Consider the following 26,193-nt stretch of genomic DNA (forward strand, 5'->3'; position numbering starts at 1 on the left):
GTGCGCGCGGCGCTCACAGGCACTCCTGCGCGCTGCGCATGCCGTCGATCACGGCGATGCAGTGGCGCGCCGGCGCGGCGGCGGCGTGCACCAGCCGCGGCGGCGGCGGCGCAGGCGCCGCTGCCGGCGCCTCGGCCGGCGCCTCGGCGCGCAGGCCCAGCAGGCTGCCCTTGGTGGCGCCGCCGGTCACGCCGGGGCGCGGGTCGATCTGGTTGCGCAGCGCCAGCGACAGCGTGCCGACGCTGCGCGCCAGGTCGAGCTTCTCGGCCTGCTCCGGCGTCACCTCCAGCGTCACCGCGTTGACCACGCGTGGCTTGGTGTCGTCGCGGCTGACCTCCTGCGCCACGGCCAGCACCAGCATGCGTTCGAGCACGATCTTCGAGATCGCCTGGTCGCGCCCGCCGCCGGCCGCCTCGCTCTGGGTGTGCACGATGATGTCGACGAAATTGCCCGGCAGGGCGAAGCCGGCCACCCCCACCACGTCGTTGACGCGCACCGTGATGGCGCGCCGGCCCTCGCTGATCAGGGCCGACAGGCCGCCCAGCGTGCCGACCGGCGCCAGCTTGGCCTCGGTCAGCGGCTCGCCGCGCAGCGCGCTGCTCTTCAGCACCCGGCCCTGCAGCTTGGCCGGCGTGAGCAGGGCGCCCGGCGGCAGGCTGTCGGCCGGCCACTCGGCCAGCTTGAGCATGTCCGGCACCAGGCGCTGGCCGAGGTTGACGTCGGCCGCCGCCACCACGATCTGCTTGCCGCTGCCCGGGTTCTGCCGCAGCAGCCAGCGCGAGGCCAGCAGCACCGCGACCAGGCCGAGCAGCACGGCGCAGGCCAGCATCACCAGGGCGCGCCGGTTCTTCATTGCATGCTTTCTTGCGGCTCGGCCTCGGCCGGCGCGGCGGCGACGGCGAACATGCTGGACCAGGCCTGGTCCAGCGCCGCCATGCTCAGCTGCGGCGCCACGCCGGCGAAGCCGGCGAAGTCGGCGATGCGGCCGACGATCTCGCCGGGCAGGCTGGCCAGCAGGGCGCGCCCGCTGCCGCCGTGCAGCTGGCCGATCAAATAGCCCAGCGCCGCCTCGTCGCAGGCCAGGCCGGCCTGGCGGCAGTGGCGGCGGAACAGCGCGCGGTAGTTGGCCTCGGCCAGCGCGCCCACCTCGATCTTGTAGCCCAGCCGGCGCAGCGCCGAGGCGTCCAGCAGCGCCTCGGGCGCCAGGCTGGTGGCCAGCACCAGCGCCACGTCGAGCGGCACGGTGAAACGGTGGCCGCCCTGCAGCGACAGCTGGTCCTGGCCCTGGTCGAGCGCCTCGCTGAGGCGGCGCAACAGGTCGGCGGCGGCGACGCGCTGGCGGCCCAGGTCGTCGACCAGCAGGATGCCGTGGTTGGCCTTCAGTTGCGGCGGCGCGCGGTAGCAGCCGCTGTAGCCGTCGCGCTGCAGCTCGAGCATGTCGAGGCCCAGCTCGGCGCCCAGCGCCACCAGCGGCCGCTGGCACAGCGCCCAGCGCGGGTCGCCGCCGCGCCGCTCGCCGGCCAGGCGCAGCTGCTGGGCGTGGCGCGGCCCGGGCGGCAGGTGCTGCGCCGGGTCGTGCAGCGCGACGATCTCCTGGCCCACCACGATGGCGTAGGGCAGCGCGACCAGGCCCTCGACCAGCTCGCCGAGCTTGCGCGCCAGCGCCGTCTTGCCGCTGCCGGGCGGCCCGTACAACAGGATAGAGCGGCGCGCGTACATGGCGGCGCCGAGGCGCTCGCGCAGCGCCGGCGCCAGGCCGTCGTTGGCGAACACGGCGGCCAGGTCGTCCGGCGTCACGCGCGGCGCCTGCTCGGCCTGGCGCGCCACCATCGCGCGGTAGGCCTCCAGCGTCACCGGCGCCGGCCCGACGTAGGGGCAGCGCTCCAGATAGCCGGCGGCGCGCTGCTTGCCGGCCGTGGTCAATTGGTATTGCACGTCGATGTCGGAGTCGCCGCGCCAGGCCACCTCGGCCAGCTGTTCGGCGAGCATGAAGTCGAGCACCTCGCGCAGCACGTTGATCGACAGGCGCAGTTTGCCGGTGAGCATGGCCAGGTGGCTCCTGCCGCCGACCAGGATGGTCTTGGCCAGCAGCTCGACCAGCAGCTGCAGCTCGAGCCCGGTGTCGCGCACCGACCTAGCCTGTGGCGGCAGCGGCGGCAGGGCGTCCGAGTCGCATGCGGCGACCGCTTCCGGCGGCATGCCGGACAGGGTGGATTCAAGCTCTAGCATGATTGCTCCCGGGTCGTTCCTGAGGCCGATTTGTTTCGCTCAGGAATAGATCTTATCGGTCGATTTCTTGGCGTATATTGATAAGCAACAAAGTGCGCCCCGTGCCGGGCTCAGTGGTGTGTCAACGCCACAAAGCAGAAAGTGCCCAGCGCGATGGCCACGCCGTAGGGCATGCCGCCGACGCTGGCGCAGGGCGCCAATGGTACCCGGCGCAGGGGAACGCCCAACAGGCGCAGCAGGACGGGCTTGCTCATGGCCCACATGTTGTCCAGGCCCTGGCGGCAGCGCCCGCGCGCGACCATGATGCCCAGCGCCATCAGGCCGCCAAACAGGCAGGTCAGCATGGCGATGTAACACACCGCCCACGGCCCGGTGAAGGCGCCCACCATCGCCATCAGCTTGACGTCGCCGGCGGCCATGCCGCGCAGCAGGTAGAGGGGCAGGAACAAAAAAAAGCCGGCCAGGATGCCGGCCAGCCAGTGCGTCGCCGGCGCCCAGCGCGGCCCGATCAGCAGATGCAGGATCAAGGCCAGCGCCAAGCCACCGAGCACCAGCACGTTCGGAATCTTGCGCACAGCCAGATCGGTAACGGCGGCCTGCGCGACGATGCAGAGCAGAATCACTTCGATCGCGTTCAACATAATGATCTCCACCTTTTCAAAGCCGACCTTCCGGCGCCTTGCGCGCCGGAAGGTCGAGCTGGTTCAGGGCGCTGCCGGCGCTGCCGGCGTCAAGCTGTTGGCGATGGCTTGGAAGCGGGCCAACAGTCCGGCACTCACCGGGGCCAGCGCCGCCGCGATGGCGGCCGCCATCAGTGCCGCGATCAAACCGTACTCGATGGCGGTGATCCCCTCTTCATCGCGGCCAAACTCTTTTGCTGCTGCAATCAGTGTGTTCATGACAGACCCCTAATAAGTAATTGAAAGACAACTCAGTGGAAGACTCTGGCTTTCCCCCTGGCGCGCCACACAAACCCTGCCGCCGCCTGGCTTGCATCGCTATCGCTGCGCCATTGAATCCACTATAAAGTCTGCCGAGAAACCGAAATTGACGTTGCGCAAGTTTTCCACACGGAACCATTTTTGGGCGGAATACGCCGATCTCGCGCCGCGCGCAGACAGCGCCGCTGGCTTATGTCAAACTGCGACGGCTGCTTGGCGGGTACGCTCGATTGGGCCGCCCGTTGCGCCTGGCTTGTGGCAAAAATGGGCGTGGCAATGGCTGAAATGTTTTTTTTTGCACACATGAATTGCCTATAATGCAAAAAGCCATTATCCTACTTGACTGTTCTTTGGAAAGGCCCCGTGCAATGCTTCACAGTGCGCCTTACCATCACCGGTAAAACAGCGGGCAATAGGGTGATAGGCGTGAACGGAACGTGGCTCGGCACAATGCTTGTGTGATTTTTTTCCAGAGAAGAAAATGGATTCCCTACTGAAACACATGGTGGACATGACCGGCCACCGCGATCACACGATGCTCGATATCTCGGTGATCTCGGCGGTGCAGGAGCTTGCCCGTGCCAGTCAGACGCGGGTGCTCAGCCTGGCCATGGTGCGCGGCAAGATGTTCGTGCGTCCGCGCGCCATCATCACGGCCGGCCAGCCGGCCCGCATGGAGGAGAATCCGGATCCGGCCAGCCCCGGCGAGCCGATCAGCAACTTCCCCGCCCTGGCCGCCTGCATCGCCCGCCACGAGACCAGCGCCGACGTCGCCAACGCGGCCGGCGAGCACACCCTGTGGCTGCCCATCTGGCTCGGCGACAAGGCCGACACCTGCCTCGAGATCGTCAACCCGACGCCCTACACCAGCGACACCATCCACGTCATCGGCGGCATCGTCAGCGTCTACCGCAACTTCCAGAACCTGCTCGACTACAGCGAGCGCGACTCGCTCACCGGCCTGCTCAACCGCAAGACCTTCGACGACCAGCTGGCCAAGATGCTCGCCGCCAGCACCGAGCAGGACGCCTTGAACCTGCCCGGCGAGCCGGAGCGGCGCCACCATTCCGACCAGGAGAAGCAGTGGCTGGCGGTGGTCGACGTCGACCACTTCAAGCTGGTCAACGACAAGTTCGGCCACCTGTACGGCGACGAGGTGCTGATCCTCATCGCCAACCTGCTGACCTCCTCCTTCCGCGCCCAGGACCGGGTGTTCCGCTTCGGCGGCGAGGAGTTCGTCGTGCTGCTGCGCTCGACCACGCTCAACAACGCCAAGAAGATCATCGACCGCTTCCGCATGAACGTCGAGCAGCACGACTTCCCCCAGGTCGGCCGGGTCACCGTCAGCGTCGGCTTCGTCAGCATCAGCGCCTTCGAGGCGCCGGTGATCATCCTCGGCCGCGCCGACCAGGCGCTGTACTACGCCAAGAGCCACGGCCGCAACCTGGCCTGCCACTACGACGAGCTGGTCTCCGGCGGCCAGCTGCGCACCGTCGAATCGAACGACACCGCCGAATTCTTCTAAGCGAGGGAAACGACGCCGACCTCAGGCCAGCGTCAGGAAGCGCATCGGGTCGACGTTCCACTTGGCGGCCGACTCGTGGCCGACGATCTTGTCGCCGCCGCCGAAGCCCAGCCCGCGCGACAGGTCGACCGTCTCCGGCTTGATGTAGAGGTTCTGCTTGGTGTTGAAGAACACGTTGACCTTGGGCGCCAGCAGGTTGGTCTCGTGCGGCTCGACCACCACGCCGAGCCGGCCCGACTCCAACATCACCATCGTGCCGACCGGATAGATGCCGACGCAGCGCATGAACTCCTGGGCGTAGTGGGGGTTGAAGTGGAACTTGCTCCACTCGTAGATCTTGCGCAGCGCCGCCGCCGCCGACATGCCCTTGTGGTAGCAGCGGTCGGCGGTGATCGCGTCGTAGACGTCGACAATCGCCGCCATCTGCGCCAATTCGCTGATCGCGTCGCCGGCCAGCTTGTCCGGATAGCCGCTGCCGTCGCGCCGCTCGTGGTGGTGCAGGGTGATGTCGAGCGGGATGGCGCCGACCTCGGGCGACTTCAACAGGATGGCGTGGCCGTCCTGCGGATGGCGCTTGATGACGGCGAACTCCTCGTCCGTCAGCGGCCCCGGCTTGTTGAGGATGGCGTCCGGCACCAGCGCCTTGCCGGTGTCGTGCAGCAGGCCGCCCAGGCCGGCCTGGTGGGTCAGCTCGGCGGCCATGCCGCGCGAGCGGCAGAACGCCACCAGCAGCGTGCACACGCTGACCGAGTGGAGGAAGGTGTAGTCGTCCTTGTTCTTGATGCGCAACAGGCCGACCAGCGCGCCGGGGTTGCGCAGGATCGATTCGGTGATGTTCTGCACCACCGGTTGCACCTGGTCGAGCTCGATCGCCTTGCCCAGCCGGGCGTCGCGCATCACCGTGCGCACCAGGGTCGCGGCCTGGTGGCGGATCTGCGTCGCGCGCGCCATCTCCTCGCCCAGCGAGACCCGGGTCACCACCACCGGCTTGGCCGCCAGCGCCGTCAGCTCGCGCTCGGTCGCCTCCTGCGCCTCGTCCAGCGTGGGCGCGTCCTGCACGTCGAGCCCCTTGCCGGCGTCGATGACGACGTCGTGGATGCCGGCGTTGACGATCTTGCGGATCTCCTCCTCGCTGCTGAGCAGGAAACGGTTGCGCACGAAGGGGTGGGTCATCCAGTCGCAACTCAAATCGTGGATGTACATGCCAACCTTCAGCTGCGACGAGTCAACTTTCTTGAGCATAGAAACACCTACGAATAAGGCTGGAACGACGGATCTTGTTAGAATGAGTATAGCAAACAGTTTCCACTAGGACTAATTTTGCTCCGTCAACAGATGTTTCCCGTCCACTCTTAGGCCACACCGGCCCGCCCCGCCCGCCCATGGAACTGCGCCAACTCCGCTACTTCGTCGCCATCGTCGACCACGGCTCGCTGTCGCGCGCCGCGCTGGTGCTGCACGTGGCGCAGCCGGCGCTGAGCCAGCAGCTGCGCCAGCTGGAGCAGGAGCTCGGCGCCCAGTTGCTGCACCGCTCGGCCCAGGGCGTGCTCAGCACCGACGCCGGCAAGGTCTTCTACGAGCACGCCCAGGCCATCCTCAAGCAGGTGGCCGACGCCAAGTCGGCCGTCACCCAGTCGGCCGAGCGGCCCTCGGGCGGCGTCACGCTGGGCCTGCCGCACAGCATCTCGGGCGCGCTGGCGCTGCCGCTGCTGATGGCGGCGCGCGAGCGTTACCCGGAGATCACCCTGCAGCTGACCGAGGAGTTGACCGGCAACCTGGCCGAGCAGCTCAAATCGGGCCGCGTCAACCTCGCCGTGCTGCTCGACGACGGCCAGCTCGGCCCCTTCGCCTGCACCCCGCTGGTGGAGGAGGAGCTGCGCTACATCTGCCGCGCCGGCTCGGTCTTCGCCAGGCCGGGCGGCAGCATAGCCCTGGAGCAGGCGTTGGCGGCCACCCTGATCCTGCCCGGCCTGCAGCACGGCGTGCGCCCGCGCATCGAAAGCGTGGCCCGCGCCGCCGGCCTGTCGACCGCCAACGTCATTGAAATCAATTCCATCGCGATTTTGAAGTCGGCCCTGCTGGCCGACATGGGCGCCACCATCCTGCCGGCGGCGCCGCTGCTGGCCGAACTGGAGCGCGGCGCGCTGGTGTCGCAGGCCATCGAGCGGCCGGCCATCTCGCGCACGGTGGTGTTGTGCGCCCCGAAGAACATCCCGCTGACCAACGCGGCGGCGGCCGTCGGCCGGCTGGTGCAGCAGGTCAGCGCCGAACTGTGCGCCGGCGGCGTGTGGCTGGGCGCGACGGCCCTGCCGGCATAGCGCGCGGCGGCCGGGCCGCCGGCGTGTTCAGGCCAGCAAGGCCCGCATTTGCCGTTGCAGCGCCGGCTCCAGCTGCGGCGCCGACCGGGCCAGATTGACTTGTTTCGCCGTCGCCGCGACCTCGGCCACGCCGGGCGCGATCTGGTAGGCCCCCTTGGCCTTCAACCAAGCCAGCACATCGGCCAGATGCCACACGGCGGCGCTGCCCTCGTGCACCGGCGGCGGGAAGCTGGCGCTGTGTTTGACCATCAGTTTGCGGATGTTCTGCCGCGTCATGCCCATGACTTCGGCCACGTCGCTCAGGCCGACGAAATCGGGCGCCGCCTCGATCAGCTTGGCCTCCGGCAGCAGGCGTTTGACGTCGCTCAGGGCGCTGATCAGGGCTTCGCCGGCGCTGGCGGCCTCGCGGGTGAATTCCATGGCGATGCGGCCCGGTTGGCCCACGCCGATGAGCGCGTCGTCGCAGCCGCCGGCGCCCAGCCGCTCGACGATGCCGTCCAGATCGTCGTCGTTGGCCGACAGTTGGTACTTCAGCGTAAAGATGTAGTCCATGGCGTCACTCCACTTTTTTTAGACGAGGTGCCTTCAATTGCACCTGCTCACTACAGTTGTTCACCACCCGCAGAATCGCGCGGGCATGATTGCCGCTGTTCTTGGGCGTACTCCAAATGCTGGTGATGCAAAATTCGCCGCAACGGCATTCGTCATTGTTGTAGGGGCATAAAATCCGCCCCCAGGCATGACTGCCGCCCACCTTGATCTGCCAGCCGTTGGCTTCGGCGTGCCGCAGCGCCGCCTCGATTTCCTTGTTGGGGTGTGAGCTTCGTGCCATCCTTACCTCCAGCGTAGTTCATTGTCTTTCGGTTGTCAAGTGACAACCGAACTTTCTCATGCTGTTGTTGCGCCCTCCACCCTCGCTCGGCAGCACAATTCCCGCCTTCAGTCTGCACCGCAAAGCTCGCGCAGGCCTTGCCCCAGCTCAGACAGGGCCGGCTTCGCCGTGGCCATCATTTATTCTTATACCCCCATCGCCGAACGGTATTTCCGTATACGTCAACCTGGCCGTACACTGGCCGCCACAGCGGATTTTTTAAGCCTAAAATGTCTGCAACACCGCTAAAAAAAGCGGTTTATGGCCCTAGCCTGGCGCGCCTACCCGGCGCTCCCCAAGCCTGGGCGCGATCTGAACACCATTTGGAGACAGCCATGCCCGATACCACGGCACACGGCCCAGCAACGTCCGCCCGAGACGATGGGACCGCCCCCGACCGCCTGACCAGCGTCAGCCTCGACGACAAATACACCGCCACGACCGGCGACATCTTCCTCTCCGGCATCCAGGCCTTGGTGCGCCTGCCGATGATGCAGCGCCAGCGCGACCTGGCCGCCGGCCTGAACACGGCCGGCTTCATCTCCGGCTACCGCGGCTCGCCGCTGGGCGGCCTCGACGAGACGCTGTGGAAGGCGCAGAAGCACCTGGAGCGCCACCACGTCCAGTTCGTCCCCGGCGTCAACGAGGACCTGGCCGCCACCGCCGTCTGGGGCTCGCAGCAGGTCGACCTGATCGGCGAGGCCAAGTACGACGGCGTCTTCGCCATGTGGTACGGCAAGGGCCCCGGCGTCGACCGCTGCGGCGACGTCTTCAAGCACATGAACCACGCCGGCACAGCCAAGCTCGGCGGCGTGCTGCTGGTGGCCGGCGACGACCACGGCGCCTACTCGTCGACGTTGCCGCACCAGTCCGACCACCTGTTCTCCGCCTCGATGATCCCCCTGCTCTACCCCTGCAACGTGCAGGAGTACCTCGACCTGGGCATCCACGGCTGGGCCATGTCGCGCTTCTCCGGCTGCACGGTGGCCTTCAAGGCGCTGGCCGACACGGTCGAGTCCTCCGCCTCGGTCGACGCCGACCCGTTCCGCGTCGAGGTCAAGATCCCGCAGGACTTCGTCATGCCCGAGGGCGGCCTGAACGCCCGCCTGTCGAGCATTCCGCTGGGCCAGCAGGCGCGCAACCAGGAAGCGCTGATGCAGGACTACAAGATCTACGCCGCCCTGGCCTACGCCCGCGAGAACAAGCTCAACCACACCACCATCACCAGCCCGGACGCCAAGCTGGGCATCATCGCCTCCGGCAAGTCCTACCTCGACGTGCTCGAGGCGCTCGAGGAGCTCGGCATCGACGAGGAGATGGCCGCCAAGGTCGGCCTGCGCCTGTTCAAGGTGGCCATGCCCTGGCCGCTCGAGCCGGACAGCGTGCGCGAGTTCGCCCAGGGCCTCGACGAGATCCTGGTGGTCGAGGAGAAACGCCAGATCGTCGAGTACCAGTTGAAGGAACAGCTGTACAACTGGCGCGACGACGTGCGCCCCCGCGTCATCGGCAAGTTCGACGAAAAGGGCGAGTGGGTCGCGCCGCGCGGCGAATGGCTGCTCACCTCGAAGGCCGACTTCTCCGTCTCGCAGGTGGCGCGCGTCATCGCCAGCCGCGTCAAGCGGCTGATCTCCGACCCGGTCACCTGCGACCACATCAAGGCCCGCCTGAGCTTCCTCGACGCCAAGGACGCCGTGCTGAAGAAGGCCATCAACACGCCCTTCCGCCCCGCCTTCTACTGCTCCGGCTGCCCGCACAACACCTCGACCAAGGTGCCAGAGGGCAGCCTGGCGCTGGCCGGCATCGGCTGCCACGTGATGGCCACCTCGATCTACCCCGAGTTCAACAAGCTCACCACCCACATGGGCGGCGAGGGCGCGCCGTGGATCGGCCAGGCCGCCTTCTCGACGATCCCCCACGTGTTCCAGAACCTGGGCGACGGCACCTACTTCCACTCCGGCTACCTGGCCATCCGCGCCGCCGTCGCGGCCAAGGTCAACATGACCTACAAGATCCTCTACAACGACGCGGTGGCGATGACCGGCGGCCAGCCGGTCGACGGCATCACCTCGGTGCCGATGATCGCCCAGCAGATGGCGGCCGAAGGCGTCAAACGCATCGCCCTGGTGACCGAGGACCTGAACCGCTACACCGACCGCTCGGCGCTGCCGGCCATCGTCAGCCTGCACGACCGCAAGGACATGGACGCGGTGCAGCGCGAGCTGCGCGAAGTCGGCGGCGTCTCCGTGCTGATCTTCGACCAGACCTGCGCCGCCGAGAAGCGCCGCCGCCGCAAAAAGGGCGAGTTCCCCGACCCGGCCAAGCGCATGGTCATCAACGAGGCCGTCTGCGAGGGTTGCGGCGACTGCGGCATCCAATCCAACTGCACCTCGATCCTGCCGAAGGAGACCGAGTTCGGCCGCAAGCGCACCATCGACCAGTCGTCCTGCAACAAGGACTACTCCTGCGTGAAGGGCTTCTGCCCGAGCTTCGTCACGGTCGAAGGCGGCGCGCTGAAAAAGACCAAGACCGGCGTCACCAAAAACAACGAGGACGACGGCTACGGCGCCCTGCCCGAGCCAACGCTGCCGGACTGCGAACAGCCCTACAACATCCTCATCAACGGCATCGGCGGCACCGGCGTGATCACCGTCGGCGCGCTGATGGGCATGGCCGCCCACCTCGAAGGCAAGGGCGCCTCGGTGCTGGACATGACCGGCATGTCGCAAAAGAACGGCTCGGTCACCTCCCACGTCAAGGTGGCCAAGACCCCGGCCCACCTGCGCGCGCAGCGCATCGCCACCGGCGAGGCCGACCTGGTGCTGGGCTGCGACATGCTCACCGCCGGCGCCGCCGACGCCGTCTCGAAGATGCGTCCCGGCCGCACCATGGCCGTCATCAACCTGCACGAGCAGCCGCCCGGCACCTTCGCCCAGAACGCCGACTGGCAGTACCCGGTCGACGAGGTGCGCGCGCTGATCAGCGAATCGGTCGGCGCCGCCGAGCACAACAGCGCCGACTTCATCGACGCCACCAAGCTGGCCACCGCGCTGATGGGCGACTCGATCGCCGCCAACCTGTTCATGCTCGGCTACGCTTGGCAGAAGGGCCGCATCCCGCTGACCGAGGCGTCGCTGCTGCGCGCCATCGAGTTGAACGGCGTCGGCATCGCCTCCAACAAGAAGAGCTTCCTGTGGGGCCGCCGCGCCGCCGTCGACTTCAAGCGCGTCGAGAAGATCGCCACGCCGACCCAGGCCATCGTGGTGCAGATGCCACAGAGTCTGGAAAACGTCATCAACAAGCGCGTCGAGTTCCTCACCGCCTACCAGAACGCCGCCTACGCCGAGGGCTACGAGGCGCTGGTGAGCCAGGTGCGCGCCAAGGAGAGCGCGCTCGGACTGGGCAACAAGCTGTCGACCGCCGTCGCCAAGTACTACTTCAAGCTGATGGCCTACAAGGACGAGTACGAGGTGGCGCGCCTGTACACCGACGGCCGCTTCGTCGAGCAGCTCAAGCAGCAGTTCGAGGGCGACTTCTCGGTCAAGTTCAACCTGGCGCCGCCGCTGTTCGCCAAGAAAGACGCCAAGGGCCACCTGGTCAAGGCCGAATTCGGCTCGTGGATGTGGCGCGCCTTCCAGCTGCTGGCCAAGGCCAAGGGCCTGCGCGGCGGCACCTTCGACATCTTCGGCTACAGCGCGGAGCGCAAGATGGAACGCGCCCTGATCGTCGAGTACCGCCAGATGGTCGAGGGCCTGCTGGGCAAACTGACGCCGGAAAACCACAGTCAGGCGGTCGACCTGGCCAACCTGCCGGAAAAAGTGCGCGGCTTCGGCCACGTCAAGGAAAAGGCCGTCGCCACCTTCCACGCCGAGAAGGCGCGCCTGCAGGCGGCCATCGACGGTGGCAGCCAGCACGCCGCCTGAGGCGCCAGCGCACCCCGCACCCCGCAAAAAGGGGTCTGACCCCGGACGGGGTCAGCCCCCCGCCTCCGCCCGGGGGGTTGAGTAAAGAACAATTTTCGCCGTCTGAGCTCGCCGAGTTCTTCTTGACGTTAACGTTAACGTCATATAACTTAGAATCCGCCCCAGACCGCGCACGCACAACAAGGACACCCATGAACGACCTCTCCGCACCAAAAGTCGCCGCAGCGCCCGAACAGCCCAAGCTGGCCAACAAAGTCCGCTTTGTCACCGCCGCCTCGCTGTTCGACGGCCACGACGCCTCGATCAACATCATGCGCCGCATCCTGCAGTCGAACGGTGTGGAAGTGGTCCACCTGGGTCACAACCGCTCGGTCGACGAGGTCGTCACGGCGGCCTTGGCCGAGGACGTGCAGGGCATCGCCATCTCCAGCTACCAGGGCGGCCACGTCGAATACTTCAAGTACATGATCGACCTGCTGCGCCAGCGCGGAGGCGCCCACATCAAGGTGTTCGGCGGCGGCGGCGGCGTCATCGTGCCCGACGAGATCGCCGACCTGCATGCCTACGGCGTGACCAAGATCTTCAGCCCCGAGGATGGCCAGCGCATGGGCCTGGTGGGCATGATCCAATGGATGGTGCAGCAATGCGACATCGACCTGTCGCAGTATTCGCCGACCACGCTGGCGCCTCTGCTTCCCTGCGCCGGCGCCGGCGCGGCCGACATCGCCGAACGCCACCGCCCGCTGGCCCAGCTGATCACCGCGCTGGAGAACGACAAGGCCACGCCCGCGCTGCGCGCCGAGCTGCTCGAAGCGGCCGCCGGCCTGGCCGTGCCGACCCTGGGCATCACCGGCACCGGCGGCGCCGGCAAGTCCTCGCTGACCGATGAACTGATCCGCCGCATCCGCCTCGACCAGGGCGACGCCATCGACATCGCCATCATCTCGATCGACCCGTCGCGGCGCAAGTCCGGCGGCGCGCTGCTGGGCGACCGCATCCGCATGAACGCCATCAACCCGTGGAACGGCAAGGCCAGCGTGTTCATGCGCTCGCTGGCCACGCGCGAGGCCGGCTCCGAGATCTCGCAGGCGCTGCCCGACGTGATCGCCGCCTGCAAGGTGGCCGGCTTCGACCTGGTGATCGTCGAGACCTCCGGCATCGGCCAGGGCGACGCCGCCATCGTGCCGCACGTCGACGTGTCGATGTACGTGATGACGCCGGAATTCGGCGCCGCCTCGCAGCTCGAAAAAATTGACATGCTCGACTTCGCCGACTTCATCGCCATCAACAAGTTCGACCGCAAAGGCTCGCTCGACGCGCTGCGCGACGTCGCCAAGCAGTACCAGCGCAACCGCGAACTGTGGAGCAAGCGGCCCGACGAAATGCCGGTCTACGGCACTCAGGCGTCGCGCTTCAACGACGACGGCGTCACCGCGCTGTACCAGGGCCTGCTGCCCAAGCTGGCCCAGTTCGGCCTGCCGGCCAAGACCGGCAAGCTGCCCACCGTCGACGTCAAATACTCCAGCGGCAAGCACGTCATCGTGCCGCCGGCGCGCGCCCGCTACCTCGCCGAGATCGCCGACACCGTGCGCGGCTACCACAAGTTCACCCGCAAGCAGGTGGTGCTGGCGCGCGAACGCCAGCAACTGTCCGAAGCCAAGCGCATGCTGGCGCTGGCGCAAAAGCACGCCGACTTCGACGACCTGATCACCGAGCGCGACGCCGCCATGGACGGCGGCGCCAAGAAGCTGCTGGCGCAATGGCCGGACATGCAGGCCGCCTACGCCGGCGACGACTACGTGGTCAAGATCCGCGACAAGGAAATCCGCACCCGTTTGGTCCAGCACACCCTGTCCGGCACCAAAATCCGCAAGGTAGCCCTGCCGCGCTACGAAGACCACGGCGAGATCCTGCGCTTCCTGATGCTGGAGAACGTGCCCGGCTCCTTCCCCTTCACCGCCGGCGTGTTCGCCTTCAAGCGCGAGGGCGAGGACCCGACCCGCATGTTCGCCGGCGAAGGCGACGCCTTCCGCACCAACCGCCGCTTCAAGCTGGTCTCCACCGGCATGGACGCCAAGCGCCTGTCGACCGCCTTCGACTCGGTCACCCTGTACGGCGCCGACCCGGCGCTGCGGCCCGACATCTACGGCAAGGTCGGCAACTCCGGCGTCTCCATCGCCACGCTCGACGACATGAAGGTGCTGTACGACGGCTTCAACCTGTGCAGCCCGAGCACCTCCGTGTCGATGACCATCAACGGCCCGGCACCGACCATCCTGGCGATGTTCATGAACACCGCCATCGACCAGCAGGTTGACAAGTTCGCCGAGGAGAACAAGCGCCAGCCGAGCGCCGACGAGGCGGCCAAGATCCGCGCCTGGGTGCTGCAGAACGTGCGCGGCACCGTGCAGGCCGACATCCTCAAGGAAGACCAGGGGCAGAACACCTGCATCTTCTCGACCGAGTTCTCGCTGAAGGTGATGGGCGACATCCAGGAATACTTCGTCCACCACGAGGTGCGCAACTTCTACTCCGTGTCGATCTCCGGCTACCACATCGCCGAGGCCGGCGCCAACCCGATCTCGCAGCTGGCCTTCACGCTGTCGAACGGCTTCACCTTCGTCGAAGCCTACCTGGCGCGCGGCATGCACATCGACGACTTCGCGCCGAATTTGTCGTTCTTCTTCTCCAACGGCATGGACCCGGAATACACCGTGCTGGGCCGCGTCGCCCGCCGCCTGTGGGCCGTGGCCATGCGCGACAAGTACGGCGCCAACGACCGCAGCCAGAAGCTCAAGTACCACATCCAAACCTCCGGCCGCTCGCTGCACGCGCAGGAGATCGACTTCAACGACATCCGCACCACGCTGCAGGCGCTGATCGCCATCTACGACAACTGCAACTCGCTGCACACCAACGCCTACGACGAGGCGATCACCACGCCGACCGACGAGTCGGTGCGCCGCGCGCTGGCGATCCAGCTGATCATCAACCGCGAGTGGGGCCTGGCCAAGAACGAGAACCCGAACCAGGGCTCCTTCATCATGGACGAGCTGACCGATTTGGTGGAGGAGGCGGTGCTGCAGGAGTTCGAACGCATCGCCGAACGTGGCGGCGTGCTCGGCGCGATGGAGACCGGCTACCAGCGCGGCAAGATCCAGGAAGAGTCGATGCTGTACGAGCACCAGAAGCACGACGGCACCCTGCCCATCATCGGCGTCAACACCTTCCGCAATCCGAAGGCCAACGACACGCCGCAGAAGATCGAACTGGCCCGCTCCACCGACGACGAGAAGCAGTCGCAGCTGACCCGCCTCGACGACTTCCACGCCCGCAACGCGGCCGAGGCACCGCAAGTGCTGGCGGCGCTGCAGCAGGCCGCGATCGACAACGCCAACGTGTTCGAGAAGTTGATGGACGCCGTGCGCGTCTGCTCGCTGGGGCAGATCACCACGGCGTTGTTCGAGGTCGGCGGCCAATACCGCCGCAACATGTAAAGTTCTGCGCGCCTGCTACGATGCCCGTTTCCCGTCGCTGGCGAGTCAGCGACGGGCATTGAGGGTCAGACCCTGAGGGTCTGACCCTGGATCAGCCGACCGCCGCTCAGCCGAAAAGAGCGGTTGGGGTTCGCTCCGCCAGTCAAGGCGCCAACGGCTCATCGCCTTCGATATCGCCCGCGCCCATCATCCGCGGCGCCGCCATCAGCCACTCGCCCAGCTGGTGGTCCTCGATCTCATACACCCCGCGCGCGGCCTGGTAGATGATCTGCTCGGCCAGCAGTCGCTCGACGGCCACCTGCACCTGGCGCGCCGACAGCGGCTCGCCCCCCAGCCCGATGGCCAACGCCAACCTGGTGCGCGTTTCGTCCGTGTACAAGGGCGCGCGCGCCACGATGACGCGGATCACCTCGCGGTCCAACGGCCGCATCTCCATCAGCCGCTGCGCATAACCGGACGCCTCGCGCGCCTCCGCCAACACACCCTGCGCCACGCCGGCGATGTCCACCCCGCCCATCTTCATCACCCGCTCCACCGCGTCATGGAACAAGCCCGGCGTGCTACCCAGCGCCAGAAAAGCGGCGTTGGCCTGCTCCAGCGCCAGCTCGCGCCCGGTGGCCTGCTTGAACGCGCCTGCCATGAAGGCGACGAAGCCGGCGTCCAGCTCGGGGAAGTCGGTGCTCTGGCTGAACTGGAACAACGGTGCCTTGATCTGGCTGAACATCATCTGCAAGCGGTTGCGCGACGAGCCGGTGAAGATGGTCTTGACCGTCTTCTTGCGCACGTCCAGCGTGGTGCGCAGGGCCGCTACCAGCTCCTGGAACTCCGGCTTGGCCAAATGCTGGATCTCGTCGAAGGCGATCAGCACCTTGCCCTTGGAGGCGGCCACCACGCTGTCGATCAGCTCGGGCAGACGCTGCAACTGGGCCTGGCTGCCGCCGTCCTTGGCGTTGAACTCGGCCTCCGCCTTGACCTTGCCGACGTGGCTCAGCTCGAATTCCAGGCTGGTCTTCTTGAACGGGCGCAGCAGGCGGTGCTGCAATTTGGCGCCCAGGGTCTTCGGCTTGGCCGCCTCGGCCAGCGCGGCCAACAGGGCCGCCAGCGGATCGGAACGGTTCTGCCACATGCTGCAATACACGGTCAGATAGCCCGCCGCCTCGGCCGCCGGCAACAGATCGTCCAGCAGGAACTCGGTCTTGCCCTTGCGGCGGGGCGCGAACAGCACCAGCGACGAGATCAATCCCGCCCGCAAGGTATCCAGATAGCCCTGCGCCAGCGCCGTGCGCGGATAGTGCCAGTCGATCTCAACAGTGGGATTTACCATGGATTACCGCCATCGCTTGTAATTACAATGGTTCATTGTAATCCATTGTAAAGCGCTGCGGCGCGTGGTCGAAGCCGGCGTCTAGCCCAGGCAGGGCCCGACCGTCTCGCCCGGCAGCAACACCGGCTGCCACAGTTCGTGCAACTCGCCCGGCGGGGTGCCGTCGATGATGGCCTGCAGCATCTCGACCATGCGCGCGCCGGCGCGGCGCGGCTCGGGCTGGTCGATGGTGGTGACGTTGGAGCCGGCCAGCGTGTCGGCCATGCTGCCCCAGACGATGACGGAAATCTCCTTGCCGATCGTCACGCCCGCATCCAACAACGCGCGCACGGCGCCAACGCCGGACAGGTGGTTGTCGACGATCACCGCCGTCGGCCGGGGCGAACAGGCCAGCAACTGCTGCATGCCCTGGTAGCCGGTGCGGCGGTCCAGCGTGTCGGGGATCAAGTAGCGCGGATCGACGGCCAAGCCGGCCGCGTTCATGGCGGCGACGAAGCTGTCCTTGCGCTGGGCGGCAAAATTCAGTTCGAGCGGCGCACTGAGCAGGGCGATACGCTGGTGGCCCTGCCCCAGCAAACAGTCCAGCGCCAGCTTGATGCCGGCCGCGTTGTCGTAGTCGAACCAGGCGTAGGGCGCCTTCATCACCGTGCGGCCGTGGGCGACGAAGGGGAAGCCGCTCTTGCTCAGGTAGGCGATGCGCTCGTCGTGCACCAACGTGCGGCCGACCACCAGGCCGTCGACGCGGCGGCCGCGCACGATCTGCTGGTAGGACGGCTGCTCGTTCTGCGGCGACACCGGCGCGATGATCAGGTTCATCTTGGCCAGCTCCAGCGCCTCGGACATGCCGCCGACCACGTCGAGGAACATCGGGTCGCCCAAGTCGGTGGGCAGCAGCGGATAGATGATGCCGAACACGTTGGTGCGGCCCACGGCCAGGCTGCGCGCCATCGGATTGGGCTGGTAGCCGGCCGCCTTGGCCGCCGCCACCACGCGCTCGCGGGTGCGTCCGTTCACCTCTGGATAACCGTTCAAAGCACGGCTCACCGTGGTTTTGGAGATACCCAGCAGGTTGGCAAGACTCTTGAGATTCATGGAGAAGCGATCAATGTTGACTACTGATTATAGCCGAGCCATCAAATTCCCCCTCACTGTGGTTCACCGCATTTTTGAAAAAATACAACATAATCAAGACGATAGAGATGGGAACCAGAGTCAGGTAGAAGGCGAAATGACCGCTGAAGTTGCCGAATACATAACCGGTGATCAGCGAGCCGGTGGTGCCGCCGAGTGCCGAAAAAATCACCAGCAGCCCAGTCATGGCGGAGTGTTGATGTTTTGGCAGGGAGCTCAGCATCACCGAATTGATGGCCGGATAGATGGGCGCCATGAACAGGCCGATCAGCGGAAACAGGAAGGTGGCCAGCGGCGCCGTCGACCAGCTGATGTGTGGATCTGCCACAACATCGTGGGTCAGCGGCAGGGCCAGCAGCACCATCGCCGCCATGCCGACGACGCAGGCGTTCATCACCGGATACCAGTTCAGGCGGCGCATCAGCACGCCGGCCGACAGGCGGCCGATGGCCAGGCAGGCGGCGAAGATGCTGGTCACTTGCACGCTCATCGCTGCCGGCAGCTTGAGGATCTCGTTGTTGAAGGTTGGCAACCAGGTGCCCACGCTCTGCTCGATCAGCACGTAGAGGAAGGCGGTGATGACGAACACGCAGACCAGCGGCTTGAAAAACAGTTGCAGCATGGCGGCGAAGTCGCCGGCGATGCCGCGCGCCGGCGGCAGGGTGGCGCGGTCCTCGTTGAAGGGCGTCGACAGCAGCAGCGCGAAGGTCAGCGCGCACAGCAGCGCCAGCACCCAGTACACCTGCAGCCAGCTGGACGACTTGGGGTCGCTGGAGTCGATAAAGTAGCCGAACACCCAGTAGGCGCTGAGCACGCCGACCATGAAGAAGCCCTCCAGCAGGTTCATCAGGCTGGCGTGTTGCTTGCGGTCGGCGGCGACCAGGCCCAGGGTGGAATACACCGACACCTTGACCAGCGCGAAGGCCACGCCTACGCAGAGGAACAACAATTTGGTGGTCAGAAAGCTGGGCAGCAGGGGCATGGCCGTGCAGGCCAGGCTGACGATGGCCAGGCCGATCAACATCGACTTTTTGTAGCCGAGCCGGGGCAGGAAGGATGCGACGAGGAAGGACACTATGGCGATCGGCAAGTCCTTGAAGCCCTCCAGCACGCTGGCGCCCGACTTGCTGACGCCGTAGTTGCCGATCACCTGCAGGATGACGGTGCCGACGCTATTGAGCAGGATCGCAAAGACGAAGTAGATCAGGAATAAGGCAAAGAGGATGCGCTGGTTTTTCATGCTGTCTCCGGATGGTGTTCATTTTTGTTCTTATTTTTTGTGGTTGGAACTGTTTTTTCGGGGTGCGACCTGTGGTCCACCCCGAGCGTCACGTAATCAAGGCGCCGGGGACGCTGATATTTACCCCGAAGCCAAAGCTGGGGTCAGACCCCGTACGGGGTCTGACCCCGGGGTTACGCCGCTGGGGTTTGCAAACGCACCGGCACCTGTTGCAGTACCGCCAGGTCGAACCCATCCAAGCCGGCGATCACCAGGTCGGCCTGGGTCAACACCGACACCAGGCCGACACCCAGCGCGAACATGCCGGCCGCCTTGATCGCGGCCACGCCGGCCACGGCGTCCTCGACGCCGAGGCAGTCGGCCGGCGCCACGCCGAGCTCGCTGGCGGCCTTGAGGAAGATCTCAGGGTCCGGCTTGCCACGGGCGATCAGCGCGGCGTCGACCACGTAGTCGAACTTGTCGCGGATGCCCAGGCGGTCCAGCACGGTGAAGGCGTTCTTGCTGACCGAGGCCAGGCCGATCTTCAAGCCGGCGGCGCGCACCGCATCAAGCGCGGCGACCGCGCCCGGCAGCAGGTCGGCCGCCGTCATGCCGGTGATCAGCTCCTGGTAGTGCAGATTCTTGCTGTCGGCCAGCGCCAGCTTCTCCTCCAGCGTGTACAGGCGGCCGGCGGCCGCCAGGATCAGCTCCAGCGAGCCCATCCGGTCGATGCCCTTCAACTGCTCGTTGAAGGCGTGGTCGAAATACACGCCCTGCTGCTCGGCCATGCGCTTCCACGCCAGGTAGTGGTAGTGGGCGGTGTCGGTGATGACGCCATCGAGGTCGAAGATAACGGCTTTAAAACGCGATGTGCTCATGATGGCTCTCTCAATGGCTGCGCGATTGCACAGGGGTGGCCAGCGTCATCTCGATGCGCTCGCCGTGGTGGTGGAATCCCAAGGTCTCGCCCTGCAGCAGGCGGTACTCCACCCGCGCCGGCTCGACCCGCACCTCCAGCAAAGCGCCCTGGAAGTGGATCTTGAAGGTGTAGTGTTGCCACTGCTTGGGCAGGGTCGGCGCGAAGTGCAGCGCGCCGTCGAACACGCGCATGCCGGCGAAGCCGTAGGCCACGCCCATCCAGGTGCCGGCCATGGCGGCGGTGTGCACGCCGTAGTGCGTGTTGCCGTGGGTGTCGTCCAAGTCGAGGCGCGCGGTCTCCATGAAGTAGTCATAGGCCTTGTCGTGGTAGCCCACCTCGGAGGCGATGATGCTGAAGATGCACGACGATAGCGACGAATCATGGGTGGTTACCGCCTCGTAGTAGTCGAAATCGCGGCGTTTGTCGTCCAGCGTGAACTGCTCGCTGAGCAACAGCAACGCCAGCACCACATCGGCCTGTTTGCACACTTGGTGGCGATAGATCACCATCGGGTGGTAGTTCAGCAGCAGCGGGTAGTTTTCCTTCGGCGTGGCGGCGAAGTCCCATTTCTTCTTCGACAGGAAGCTGTCGTCTTGGGCGTGGATTTGCAGCGCCTCGTCGTATGGCAGCAACATCAGCGCGGCGGCGCGGCGCCATTCGGCCGGCTCGGCGGCGTCCAGGCCGGCCAGGGCGGCGATGCGGGCGTACTCGGCCGGATGCTCGGCCTGCAACTGCTCGGCGATGGCGACGGCGAAGTTCAGGTGCATCTGCGCCATCGCGTTGGTGTAGTAGTTGTTGTTGACCAGGGCGGTGTACTCGTCCGGTCCGGTCACCTGGTTGATGCAGTAGCGGCCGGCGCGGTCGTAGCAGCCCAGGCCGATCCAGATGCGCGCCGTCTCCAAGACGATCTCGGCGCCGTAGCGGATCAAATAGTCGAGGTCGCCGGTGGCCTCCATGTACAGCTTGATCGAATAGGCGATGTCGGCGTTGATGTGGTATTGCGCGGTGCCTGCCGGGAAGTAGGCCGAGCATTCCTCACCCGCGATGGTGCGCCAGGGATACAGCGCGCCGACCGCGTGCGACATCTGCCGCGCCCGTTCGCGCGCCTTGGCCAGGCCGGCGTAGCGGTACTCCAACAGTTTCTTGGCGATTTCGGGTTTGCTGTAGAGGAAGAACGGGAAGATGTAGATCTCCGTGTCCCAGAAGTAGTGGCCCTCGTAGCCCTCGCCGGTGACGCCCTTGGCCGAGATGTTGGTCTTGCCGTCGCGCCCGACCGATTGCAGCAGGTGGAACTGGTTGAAGTGGATGCCCTGTTGCAGCGCGTCGTCGCCGGCGATCTGCACGTCGGCCTGCTGCCAGAAGTTGGCCAGGTATTGCTCCTGCGCCTGGGCCAGCGCGCGGAAGCCCTGCCCTTGCGCCAGCGCCAAGGTTTCCTTGGCGCGCGCCATCAATTCCGACTCGGGATAGTCGCGCGACGAGTAGTAGCAGCCGAACTTGCACAGGCGCACGGCCTCGCCCTCCAGCGCGGCCACCGTGTAGGTCTGCTCCAGGCGCTGCTCGCTGCGGGTCTGGCTCAGCTCGTAGATGCCGCGCAATTCCGTCTGCGCCGCGCTGACCAGCATGAAGCCGCTGTTGCTGGTGCGCTGCACCAGCGCCGAGAAGTTCGGCCCCAGTTGCGAATCGACCACACGCAGCGACTGGCCGGACACGGCCGAGCCGACGCGCGGATCGTCGCCCGCCTCGATGTTTTTCACCGCGCCGTCGATGCTGGAGACCAGCCGCACGCGGCCGGAGAAGTTCAGCGCCACCACCTCGTATTCAATGGCGAACAGATGCTTGTCGTCGAAGCTGACCAGGCGGCGGCTGGTCACCGCCACGCGGCGGCCCTGCGGCGAGGTCCACTCCAGTGTGCGCAGCAGGATGCCGGTGCGGAAGTCCAGGCTGCGCTCGTAGCGGTCCAGCTTGCCTTCGAGCAGGTCGAAGCGCTCGTCCTCCAGCCACAGCGCGATGCCCTTGGCGTTCGGCACGTTCAGCATGAACTGGTTGGTCTTGGCCAGGCCATAGGCCGCCTCGGGATAGTGGATCGCTTCCGACTCGTAGAAGCCGTTCAAATAGGTGCCGTCGAGCGAGGTGCCGGCCGGGCCGCTGTAGCCCTCCTCGTGCGAACCGCGCAGGCCGATGTAGCCATTGCCCAGCGCGAACAGGGTCTCGTCGAGGAAATGCGAGGCCGTGTCGAAGGAAGTTTCCCGAATGCACCATGCTTCGAGGGGGAAGGTATGTTGGGGACGGTCGGACGACTGCACGATGGATTCCTTTAAAAGAGCGTATTCTTGTATCTCAAACCGGTTTGGATTCGGGATCGGACCCGTGGCCGGCATTTTTTCTGTTGGTTTTTTACATCAGGTGGAAATGATTTCTGGGGTGGCCAGCGGACTAGGTCTGACGCACCATCAAGGTGGTCGGCAACATCTCCGACGTCACCGCCTCGCCTTCGATCAGGCCCAGCATCTTCTTGGCCAACAACACGCCGCCGTCGCGCAGATACTGGTGCACGCTGGTCAGCGGCGGCACGAAACTGGCCGCGCCGGGCGTATCGTCGTAGCCGATGACGGACACGTTCTCCGGCACCCGCAGGTTCTTTTCCGCCAGCGCGCGGATCGCGCCCATCGCCAGCAGGTCGCTGGCGGCGAACACGCCGTCGAAGCTGGCGCCCTTCTTCTTCAGCAGCGCGGACATGCTGTCGAAGCCGGCCTCGAAGGTGAAGGCCTTGGGCCGGACGATGTGCACCATCGCCAGGCCCCCCATGGCGTCGATGAAGCCGGCGCAGCGCTCCTGCACCTCGGCGTGGTCCACATCGCCGAGGAACACCAGCTTCTTGCGGCCCTGCGCGATGAAGCGCTCGGCCGCGCTGATGCCACCCTTGCGGTTGTCGCTGCCGACCACGATGTAGTCGGCGCCGGCCTCCGGCGCGCCCCACACCACCAGCGGCATGCCGGTCAGTTGCAGGGTGCGCACCGCCTCGCCGTGCGAGCCCTGGCCGAGCAGGATCAGGCCGTCGGCGCCCTGCACCGGCGCCGTGTCCATCAATTGCTTGGAGGTCAGCACGACGCTGTAGCCGGCCGTGGTCAGCTCCTGCGTAATGCCGCCCAACAACTCCAACGGATAGGGGTCGGACATCGGCCGGCCGCGCACGGGTGTCATTTCCACCACAACGGCGACCGAATAACTGCGCCGCATGCGCAGATTGCGCGCGCTGATGTTGAGGCGGTAGCCCTGCTCGCTGGCGATCTGCCGCACCTTTTCCCGGGTTTCCAGCGTGACCAGCGGACTATCGCGCAACGCCCGCGAGACGGTGATCTTGGAGACGCCGGCCAGCTTGGCCAGGTCCTCCATCGTCAGCGCCGAGTCGCTTTTACGCACGTTAATCTTGTTCGATGGCATTGATGGCTCTTAGGTTGGAAACGGGGTTTGCGCACGCATTATGACAGGTTTTTTGCGTGTGGCGCATTTGATGACATCGATAACAATTCAATTGACATCGATATCATTTATTGTTTCAATGGCCAATCTTCTGCTTTCCGCCAAATCCGCAAGACGGCTTCGGCGGCCAGGAAAGACCCGGTGTCAGCCAGGCGGAAGATGGGGATGGAACTGCCTTGCGGTGAATTGGAAGGTGGCACACTGTCCAGGAGACGACATGATTCATACCAAAAAAGAGAAAGCCAAGCACATGAAAAGCCAGAACAAGTTCCTACTGTCCTCAGTCACGCTCGCGGTACTGACCCTGATCAACCAAGCGCAGGCGCAGAACGCCAACGAAGCGCCGGCGGCGGTCCCGGCCAGCGACGCCGTCGCCAAGGAAATCCAGCAAGTCGTGGTGACCGGCGTGTCCGGCGCCCGTGGCGTGCGCAAGATCGACTCGGCCTTCTCGATCACCACCGCCAGCGAAGAACAGCTGAAGTCGGCCGCGCCGAGCAGCACCGCCGACATCATGAAGCTGGTGCCCGGCGTCTACGCCGAATCGACCGGCGGCCAGTCGGGCGCCAACATCGAGGTGCGCGGCTTCCCCTCCGGTAGCGATTCGCCTTTCGTCTCCGTGCAGATGATGGGCAACCCGATCTTCCCGCCGCCGACCCTGTCCTTCTTCGAGGGCTCGTCCGCCTTCCGCCTCGACGACACCATCGAGCGCGTCGAAGTGCTGCGCGGCGGCCCGAGCACCATCTTCTCCAACGGCCAGCCCGGCGCCACCATGAACTTCCTGCTGAAACAGGGCGGCGACACGCCGGAGGGCACGGTGCGCTTCACCACCGGCACCGGCAGCTTGCGGCGCGTCGACATGTTCTATAGCGGCAAGATCAGCGACGGCTGGTACGGCTCCATCGGCGGCTTCTACCGCAAAACCGACGGCATCCGCGACGCCCAGTTCCCGGCCGACGACGGCCACCAGCTGACCGCCACCCTGACCCGCAAGCTGGACCAGGGCGAGCTGACCATCTACGCCCGCAACACCGACGACAAGAACGCCTTCTACACCGGCGTGCCTCTGATCTCCAGCAACAACGGCCACACCATCTCGGCCTTCCCCGGCTTCGACCCGCTGAAGGGCACCCTGGTCAGCGGCGAAATGCGCAACTACACCATCGAGGCGGCTCCCGGCAAGACGCTGACGAAGGACCTGGGCGACGGACGCGGCCTCAAAGCCACCGTCTTCGGCGCCAATTTCGACCAGAAGATCGGCGATTGGAGCGTATCGAACAAGTTCAACCACTTCAGCGGCGACCTCAACACCAACGCCATGTTCACCGGCAACAACCCGCTGAGCATGGCCGACTACACCGCCGCCGCCATCAAATCGGCCAACAGCAACGCCGCCGTGGTGGCGGCGGCCGGCGGCAAGCTGGCCACCTCGGCGAACACCACCTTCGTCCACGGCGGCAATGTGGCGGCCGACCAGCAAGTGGTGCAGGCCGGCCTGTGGGCGGTCGAGAAGAAGCTCAGTTCCTTCACCGACGAACTGCGCGTCAGCAAGGAAGTGGGCAAGGACAACACCGTCACCGTCGGCGGCTACTTCGCCGACTACTCCTCGCGCGACGTCTGGTATCTGGGCAACAGCCACCTGATGACGGCCGTACCGAACGCCAGCCTGATCAACGTGACCCTGGACAACGGCGTCGTCGTCTCGAAGAACGGCACCGACGGCAACGTCTTCTACGCCCCGGTCGCCTCCTACGACGGCAACAACACCGCCGTCTTCGTCTCCGACGAGTGGAAGATCAACGACCGTATCAAGGTCGACGCCGGCGTGCGCCACGAGCGCCAGCGCGTCAGCGCGACGATTTCCAACCTGATGTCCGGCGATACCGACAACAACCCGCTGACCGTCTACAACAACGGCACCTCGATGCCGAACGGCTCGAACACCTTCATCGACCGCAAGGACAGCGCCAACTCCTTCACCATCGGCGGCAACTACAAGCTGAGCAAGGACGCCAGCGTCTTCGTGCGCGCCAACCGCGGCCACACCTTCGTCTCCTTCGACGATCTGCGCGGCGCCGGCAGCCAGGCCGCCGCCAACGACCGCAGCGTCCTGCCGACGCCCAAGGTGAGCCAGTACGAGATCGGTTTCAAGACCGCCAACTCGTTCTACAGCGCCTATGTCAACGCCTTCCACACGGAATTCGACGGCATCGCCTTCTCGCAGATCCTCGCCAACGGCACCACGCTGAACTCGGTCAGCGGCTCCAAGGGCAACGGCGTCGAGTTCGAACTGGCGCTGCGTCCGCTGGCCAACTTGCAGCTGAGCCTGACGGGCGACTATCAGAAGTCGGAATACCGCGACAACCCGGCCACCGCCGGCAACACCGTGCAACGCCAGCCCAAGCTGCAGTTCCGCTTCACGCCGACCTACCGCATCCCCTTCGGCGACAACAACTCGGTCAAGCTGTACGGCACCTACACCTCGATCGGCGAGCGCTACGCCGACCAGGCCAACCAGCAATACCTGCCGTCCTACCGCACCATCGACCTGGGCGTGCTGGCCTCGCTGGGCGACAAGATCGAGCTGCGCCTGAACGCCAGCAACGTCAACAACGCCCTCGGCCTGACCGAAGGCAATTCGCGCCTGACCACCGGCGGCAGCGGCCCGATCAACGCGCGTCCGCTGTTCGGCCGCTCGGTGGAGGCTTCACTGCTGTATCGCTTCTAAACAGGAAGTTGTGGCGCGAGTGAGCGCTTACTAAACAGAGTCCCTTTGCGGGCAAGGCGTAGTCGGCCTTGCCCTTTTTTATTTCCGAAAACAC

The 26,193-nt window shown here is 65.9% G+C and carries 18 protein-coding genes; 5 read left to right on the forward strand and 13 right to left on the reverse strand.

All coding sequences use genetic code 11. The features are described 5' to 3' along the window. Positions 1-13: 13 nt before the first annotated feature. From cpaB to BM252_RS06880, 4 genes are all read right to left on the reverse strand, one after another. Positions 14-853 carry a Flp pilus assembly protein CpaB gene (cpaB, locus tag BM252_RS06865; RefSeq protein ID WP_093385455.1) on the reverse strand — a complete coding sequence of 280 codons (840 nt, stop codon included), beginning with the start codon at positions 851-853 and terminating at the stop codon, positions 14-16. Next, positions 850-2,229 carry an ATP-binding protein gene (locus tag BM252_RS06870; RefSeq protein WP_245774135.1) on the reverse strand — a complete coding sequence of 460 codons (1,380 nt, stop codon included), beginning with the start codon at positions 2,227-2,229 and terminating at the stop codon, positions 850-852. The genes cpaB and BM252_RS06870 overlap by 4 nt, the downstream gene beginning before the upstream one ends. A 110-nt stretch (positions 2,230-2,339) precedes the next feature. Then, the gene (locus BM252_RS06875; RefSeq protein ID WP_093385460.1) at positions 2,340-2,870 is read right to left on the reverse strand and encodes an A24 family peptidase; all 531 of its coding nucleotides are present in this window, start codon (positions 2,868-2,870) and stop codon (positions 2,340-2,342) included. Positions 2,871-2,933: 63 nt separating this feature from the next. After that, on the reverse strand, positions 2,934-3,128 hold the full coding sequence (locus BM252_RS06880; protein WP_093385463.1) for a Flp family type IVb pilin: 195 nt from the start codon (positions 3,126-3,128) through the stop codon (positions 2,934-2,936). 523 nt (positions 3,129-3,651) lie between these two features. Between BM252_RS06880 and BM252_RS06885 the strand changes: the two genes are divergently transcribed. Next, positions 3,652-4,695 (forward strand): GGDEF domain-containing protein, encoded by a 1,044-nt coding sequence (locus tag BM252_RS06885; RefSeq protein WP_093385465.1) that lies wholly within the window; start codon positions 3,652-3,654, stop codon positions 4,693-4,695. 21 nt (positions 4,696-4,716) lie between these two features. Here BM252_RS06885 and BM252_RS06890 read toward each other — a convergent pair whose 3' ends face one another. After that, the gene (locus BM252_RS06890) at positions 4,717-5,937 is read right to left on the reverse strand and encodes an HD-GYP domain-containing protein (RefSeq protein WP_093385468.1); all 1,221 of its coding nucleotides are present in this window, start codon (positions 5,935-5,937) and stop codon (positions 4,717-4,719) included. Positions 5,938-6,077: 140 nt separating this feature from the next. On the opposite strand from BM252_RS06890, the gene BM252_RS06895 reads away from it, so the two are divergent. Next, complete coding sequence (locus BM252_RS06895) at positions 6,078-7,013, forward strand: LysR substrate-binding domain-containing protein (RefSeq protein ID WP_093385471.1); 936 nt, start codon at positions 6,078-6,080, stop codon at positions 7,011-7,013. A gap of 27 nt (positions 7,014-7,040) precedes the next feature. On the opposite strand, the gene BM252_RS06900 is transcribed toward BM252_RS06895, so the two are convergent. Further along, a complete protein-coding gene (locus BM252_RS06900; protein WP_093385474.1) occupies positions 7,041-7,565 on the reverse strand; it encodes a helix-turn-helix transcriptional regulator in 525 nt (174 codons plus the stop codon). A gap of 4 nt (positions 7,566-7,569) precedes the next feature. After that, positions 7,570-7,845 carry a hypothetical protein gene (locus tag BM252_RS06905; protein WP_093385477.1) on the reverse strand — a complete coding sequence of 92 codons (276 nt, stop codon included), beginning with the start codon at positions 7,843-7,845 and terminating at the stop codon, positions 7,570-7,572. Between the two features lie 374 nt (positions 7,846-8,219). Here BM252_RS06905 and BM252_RS06910 point away from each other — a divergent pair, with 374 nt between their 5' ends. Then, positions 8,220-11,804, forward strand: a complete 3,585-nt coding sequence (locus tag BM252_RS06910) for an indolepyruvate ferredoxin oxidoreductase family protein (protein WP_093385479.1) — start codon at positions 8,220-8,222, stop codon at positions 11,802-11,804. 191 nt (positions 11,805-11,995) lie between these two features. Next, positions 11,996-15,301 carry a fused isobutyryl-CoA mutase/GTPase IcmF gene (icmF, locus tag BM252_RS06915; protein ID WP_093385482.1) on the forward strand — a complete coding sequence of 1,102 codons (3,306 nt, stop codon included), beginning with the start codon at positions 11,996-11,998 and terminating at the stop codon, positions 15,299-15,301. Positions 15,302-15,443: 142 nt separating this feature from the next. On the opposite strand, the gene BM252_RS06920 is transcribed toward icmF, so the two are convergent. The 6 genes from BM252_RS06920 to BM252_RS06945 form a co-directional block, all read right to left on the reverse strand. Then, a complete protein-coding gene (locus BM252_RS06920; protein WP_093385484.1) occupies positions 15,444-16,625 on the reverse strand; it encodes an ATP-binding protein in 1,182 nt (393 codons plus the stop codon). 81 nt (positions 16,626-16,706) lie between these two features. Further along, on the reverse strand, positions 16,707-17,717 hold the full coding sequence (locus BM252_RS06925) for a substrate-binding domain-containing protein (RefSeq protein WP_093385486.1): 1,011 nt from the start codon (positions 17,715-17,717) through the stop codon (positions 16,707-16,709). 10 nt (positions 17,718-17,727) lie between these two features. Beyond that, positions 17,728-18,996, reverse strand: coding sequence for an MFS transporter (locus tag BM252_RS06930; RefSeq protein WP_093385489.1), 1,269 nt, complete (start codon positions 18,994-18,996; stop codon positions 17,728-17,730). Positions 18,997-19,169: 173 nt separating this feature from the next. Beyond that, positions 19,170-19,853 (reverse strand): beta-phosphoglucomutase, encoded by a 684-nt coding sequence (gene pgmB / locus BM252_RS06935; RefSeq protein ID WP_093385492.1) that lies wholly within the window; start codon positions 19,851-19,853, stop codon positions 19,170-19,172. A gap of 10 nt (positions 19,854-19,863) precedes the next feature. Then, the gene (locus tag BM252_RS06940) at positions 19,864-22,197 is read right to left on the reverse strand and encodes a glycoside hydrolase family 65 protein (RefSeq protein ID WP_245774136.1); all 2,334 of its coding nucleotides are present in this window, start codon (positions 22,195-22,197) and stop codon (positions 19,864-19,866) included. Positions 22,198-22,327: 130 nt separating this feature from the next. Further along, positions 22,328-23,335 carry a LacI family DNA-binding transcriptional regulator gene (locus BM252_RS06945; protein WP_093385497.1) on the reverse strand — a complete coding sequence of 336 codons (1,008 nt, stop codon included), beginning with the start codon at positions 23,333-23,335 and terminating at the stop codon, positions 22,328-22,330. Between the two features lie 256 nt (positions 23,336-23,591). On the opposite strand from BM252_RS06945, the gene BM252_RS06950 reads away from it, so the two are divergent. Next, entirely contained in the window at positions 23,592-26,099 is a 2,508-nt protein-coding gene (locus BM252_RS06950) for a TonB-dependent receptor (RefSeq protein WP_245774137.1), read from the forward strand. Positions 26,100-26,193 lie beyond the last annotated feature (94 nt).

The sequence above is a fragment of the Rugamonas rubra genome (assembly GCF_900114705.1).
Taxonomy (GTDB): domain Bacteria; phylum Pseudomonadota; class Gammaproteobacteria; order Burkholderiales; family Burkholderiaceae_D; genus Rugamonas; species Rugamonas rubra.

Excerpts from the sequence above, each read along its gene's own strand:
- cpaB (WP_093385455.1), bottom strand. The coding sequence starts at position 853 with ATGAAGAACCGGCGCGCCCTGGTGATGCTGGCCTGCGCCGTGCTGCTC.
- BM252_RS06870 (WP_245774135.1), bottom strand. The coding sequence starts at position 2,229 with ATGCTAGAGCTTGAATCCACCCTGTCCGGCATGCCGCCGGAAGCGGTC.
- BM252_RS06875 (WP_093385460.1), bottom strand. The coding sequence starts at position 2,870 with ATGTTGAACGCGATCGAAGTGATTCTGCTCTGCATCGTCGCGCAGGCC.
- BM252_RS06880 (WP_093385463.1), bottom strand. The coding sequence starts at position 3,128 with ATGAACACACTGATTGCAGCAGCAAAAGAGTTTGGCCGCGATGAAGAG.
- BM252_RS06885 (WP_093385465.1), top strand. The coding sequence starts at position 3,652 with ATGGATTCCCTACTGAAACACATGGTGGACATGACCGGCCACCGCGAT.
- BM252_RS06890 (WP_093385468.1), bottom strand. The coding sequence starts at position 5,937 with ATGCTCAAGAAAGTTGACTCGTCGCAGCTGAAGGTTGGCATGTACATC.
- BM252_RS06895 (WP_093385471.1), top strand. The coding sequence starts at position 6,078 with ATGGAACTGCGCCAACTCCGCTACTTCGTCGCCATCGTCGACCACGGC.
- BM252_RS06900 (WP_093385474.1), bottom strand. The coding sequence starts at position 7,565 with ATGGACTACATCTTTACGCTGAAGTACCAACTGTCGGCCAACGACGAC.
- BM252_RS06905 (WP_093385477.1), bottom strand. The coding sequence starts at position 7,845 with ATGGCACGAAGCTCACACCCCAACAAGGAAATCGAGGCGGCGCTGCGG.
- BM252_RS06910 (WP_093385479.1), top strand. The coding sequence starts at position 8,220 with ATGCCCGATACCACGGCACACGGCCCAGCAACGTCCGCCCGAGACGAT.
- icmF (WP_093385482.1), top strand. The coding sequence starts at position 11,996 with ATGAACGACCTCTCCGCACCAAAAGTCGCCGCAGCGCCCGAACAGCCC.
- BM252_RS06920 (WP_093385484.1), bottom strand. The coding sequence starts at position 16,625 with ATGGTAAATCCCACTGTTGAGATCGACTGGCACTATCCGCGCACGGCG.
- BM252_RS06925 (WP_093385486.1), bottom strand. The coding sequence starts at position 17,717 with ATGAATCTCAAGAGTCTTGCCAACCTGCTGGGTATCTCCAAAACCACG.
- BM252_RS06930 (WP_093385489.1), bottom strand. The coding sequence starts at position 18,996 with ATGAAAAACCAGCGCATCCTCTTTGCCTTATTCCTGATCTACTTCGTC.
- pgmB (WP_093385492.1), bottom strand. The coding sequence starts at position 19,853 with ATGAGCACATCGCGTTTTAAAGCCGTTATCTTCGACCTCGATGGCGTC.
- BM252_RS06945 (WP_093385497.1), bottom strand. The coding sequence starts at position 23,335 with ATGCCATCGAACAAGATTAACGTGCGTAAAAGCGACTCGGCGCTGACG.
- BM252_RS06950 (WP_245774137.1), top strand. The coding sequence starts at position 23,592 with ATGATTCATACCAAAAAAGAGAAAGCCAAGCACATGAAAAGCCAGAAC.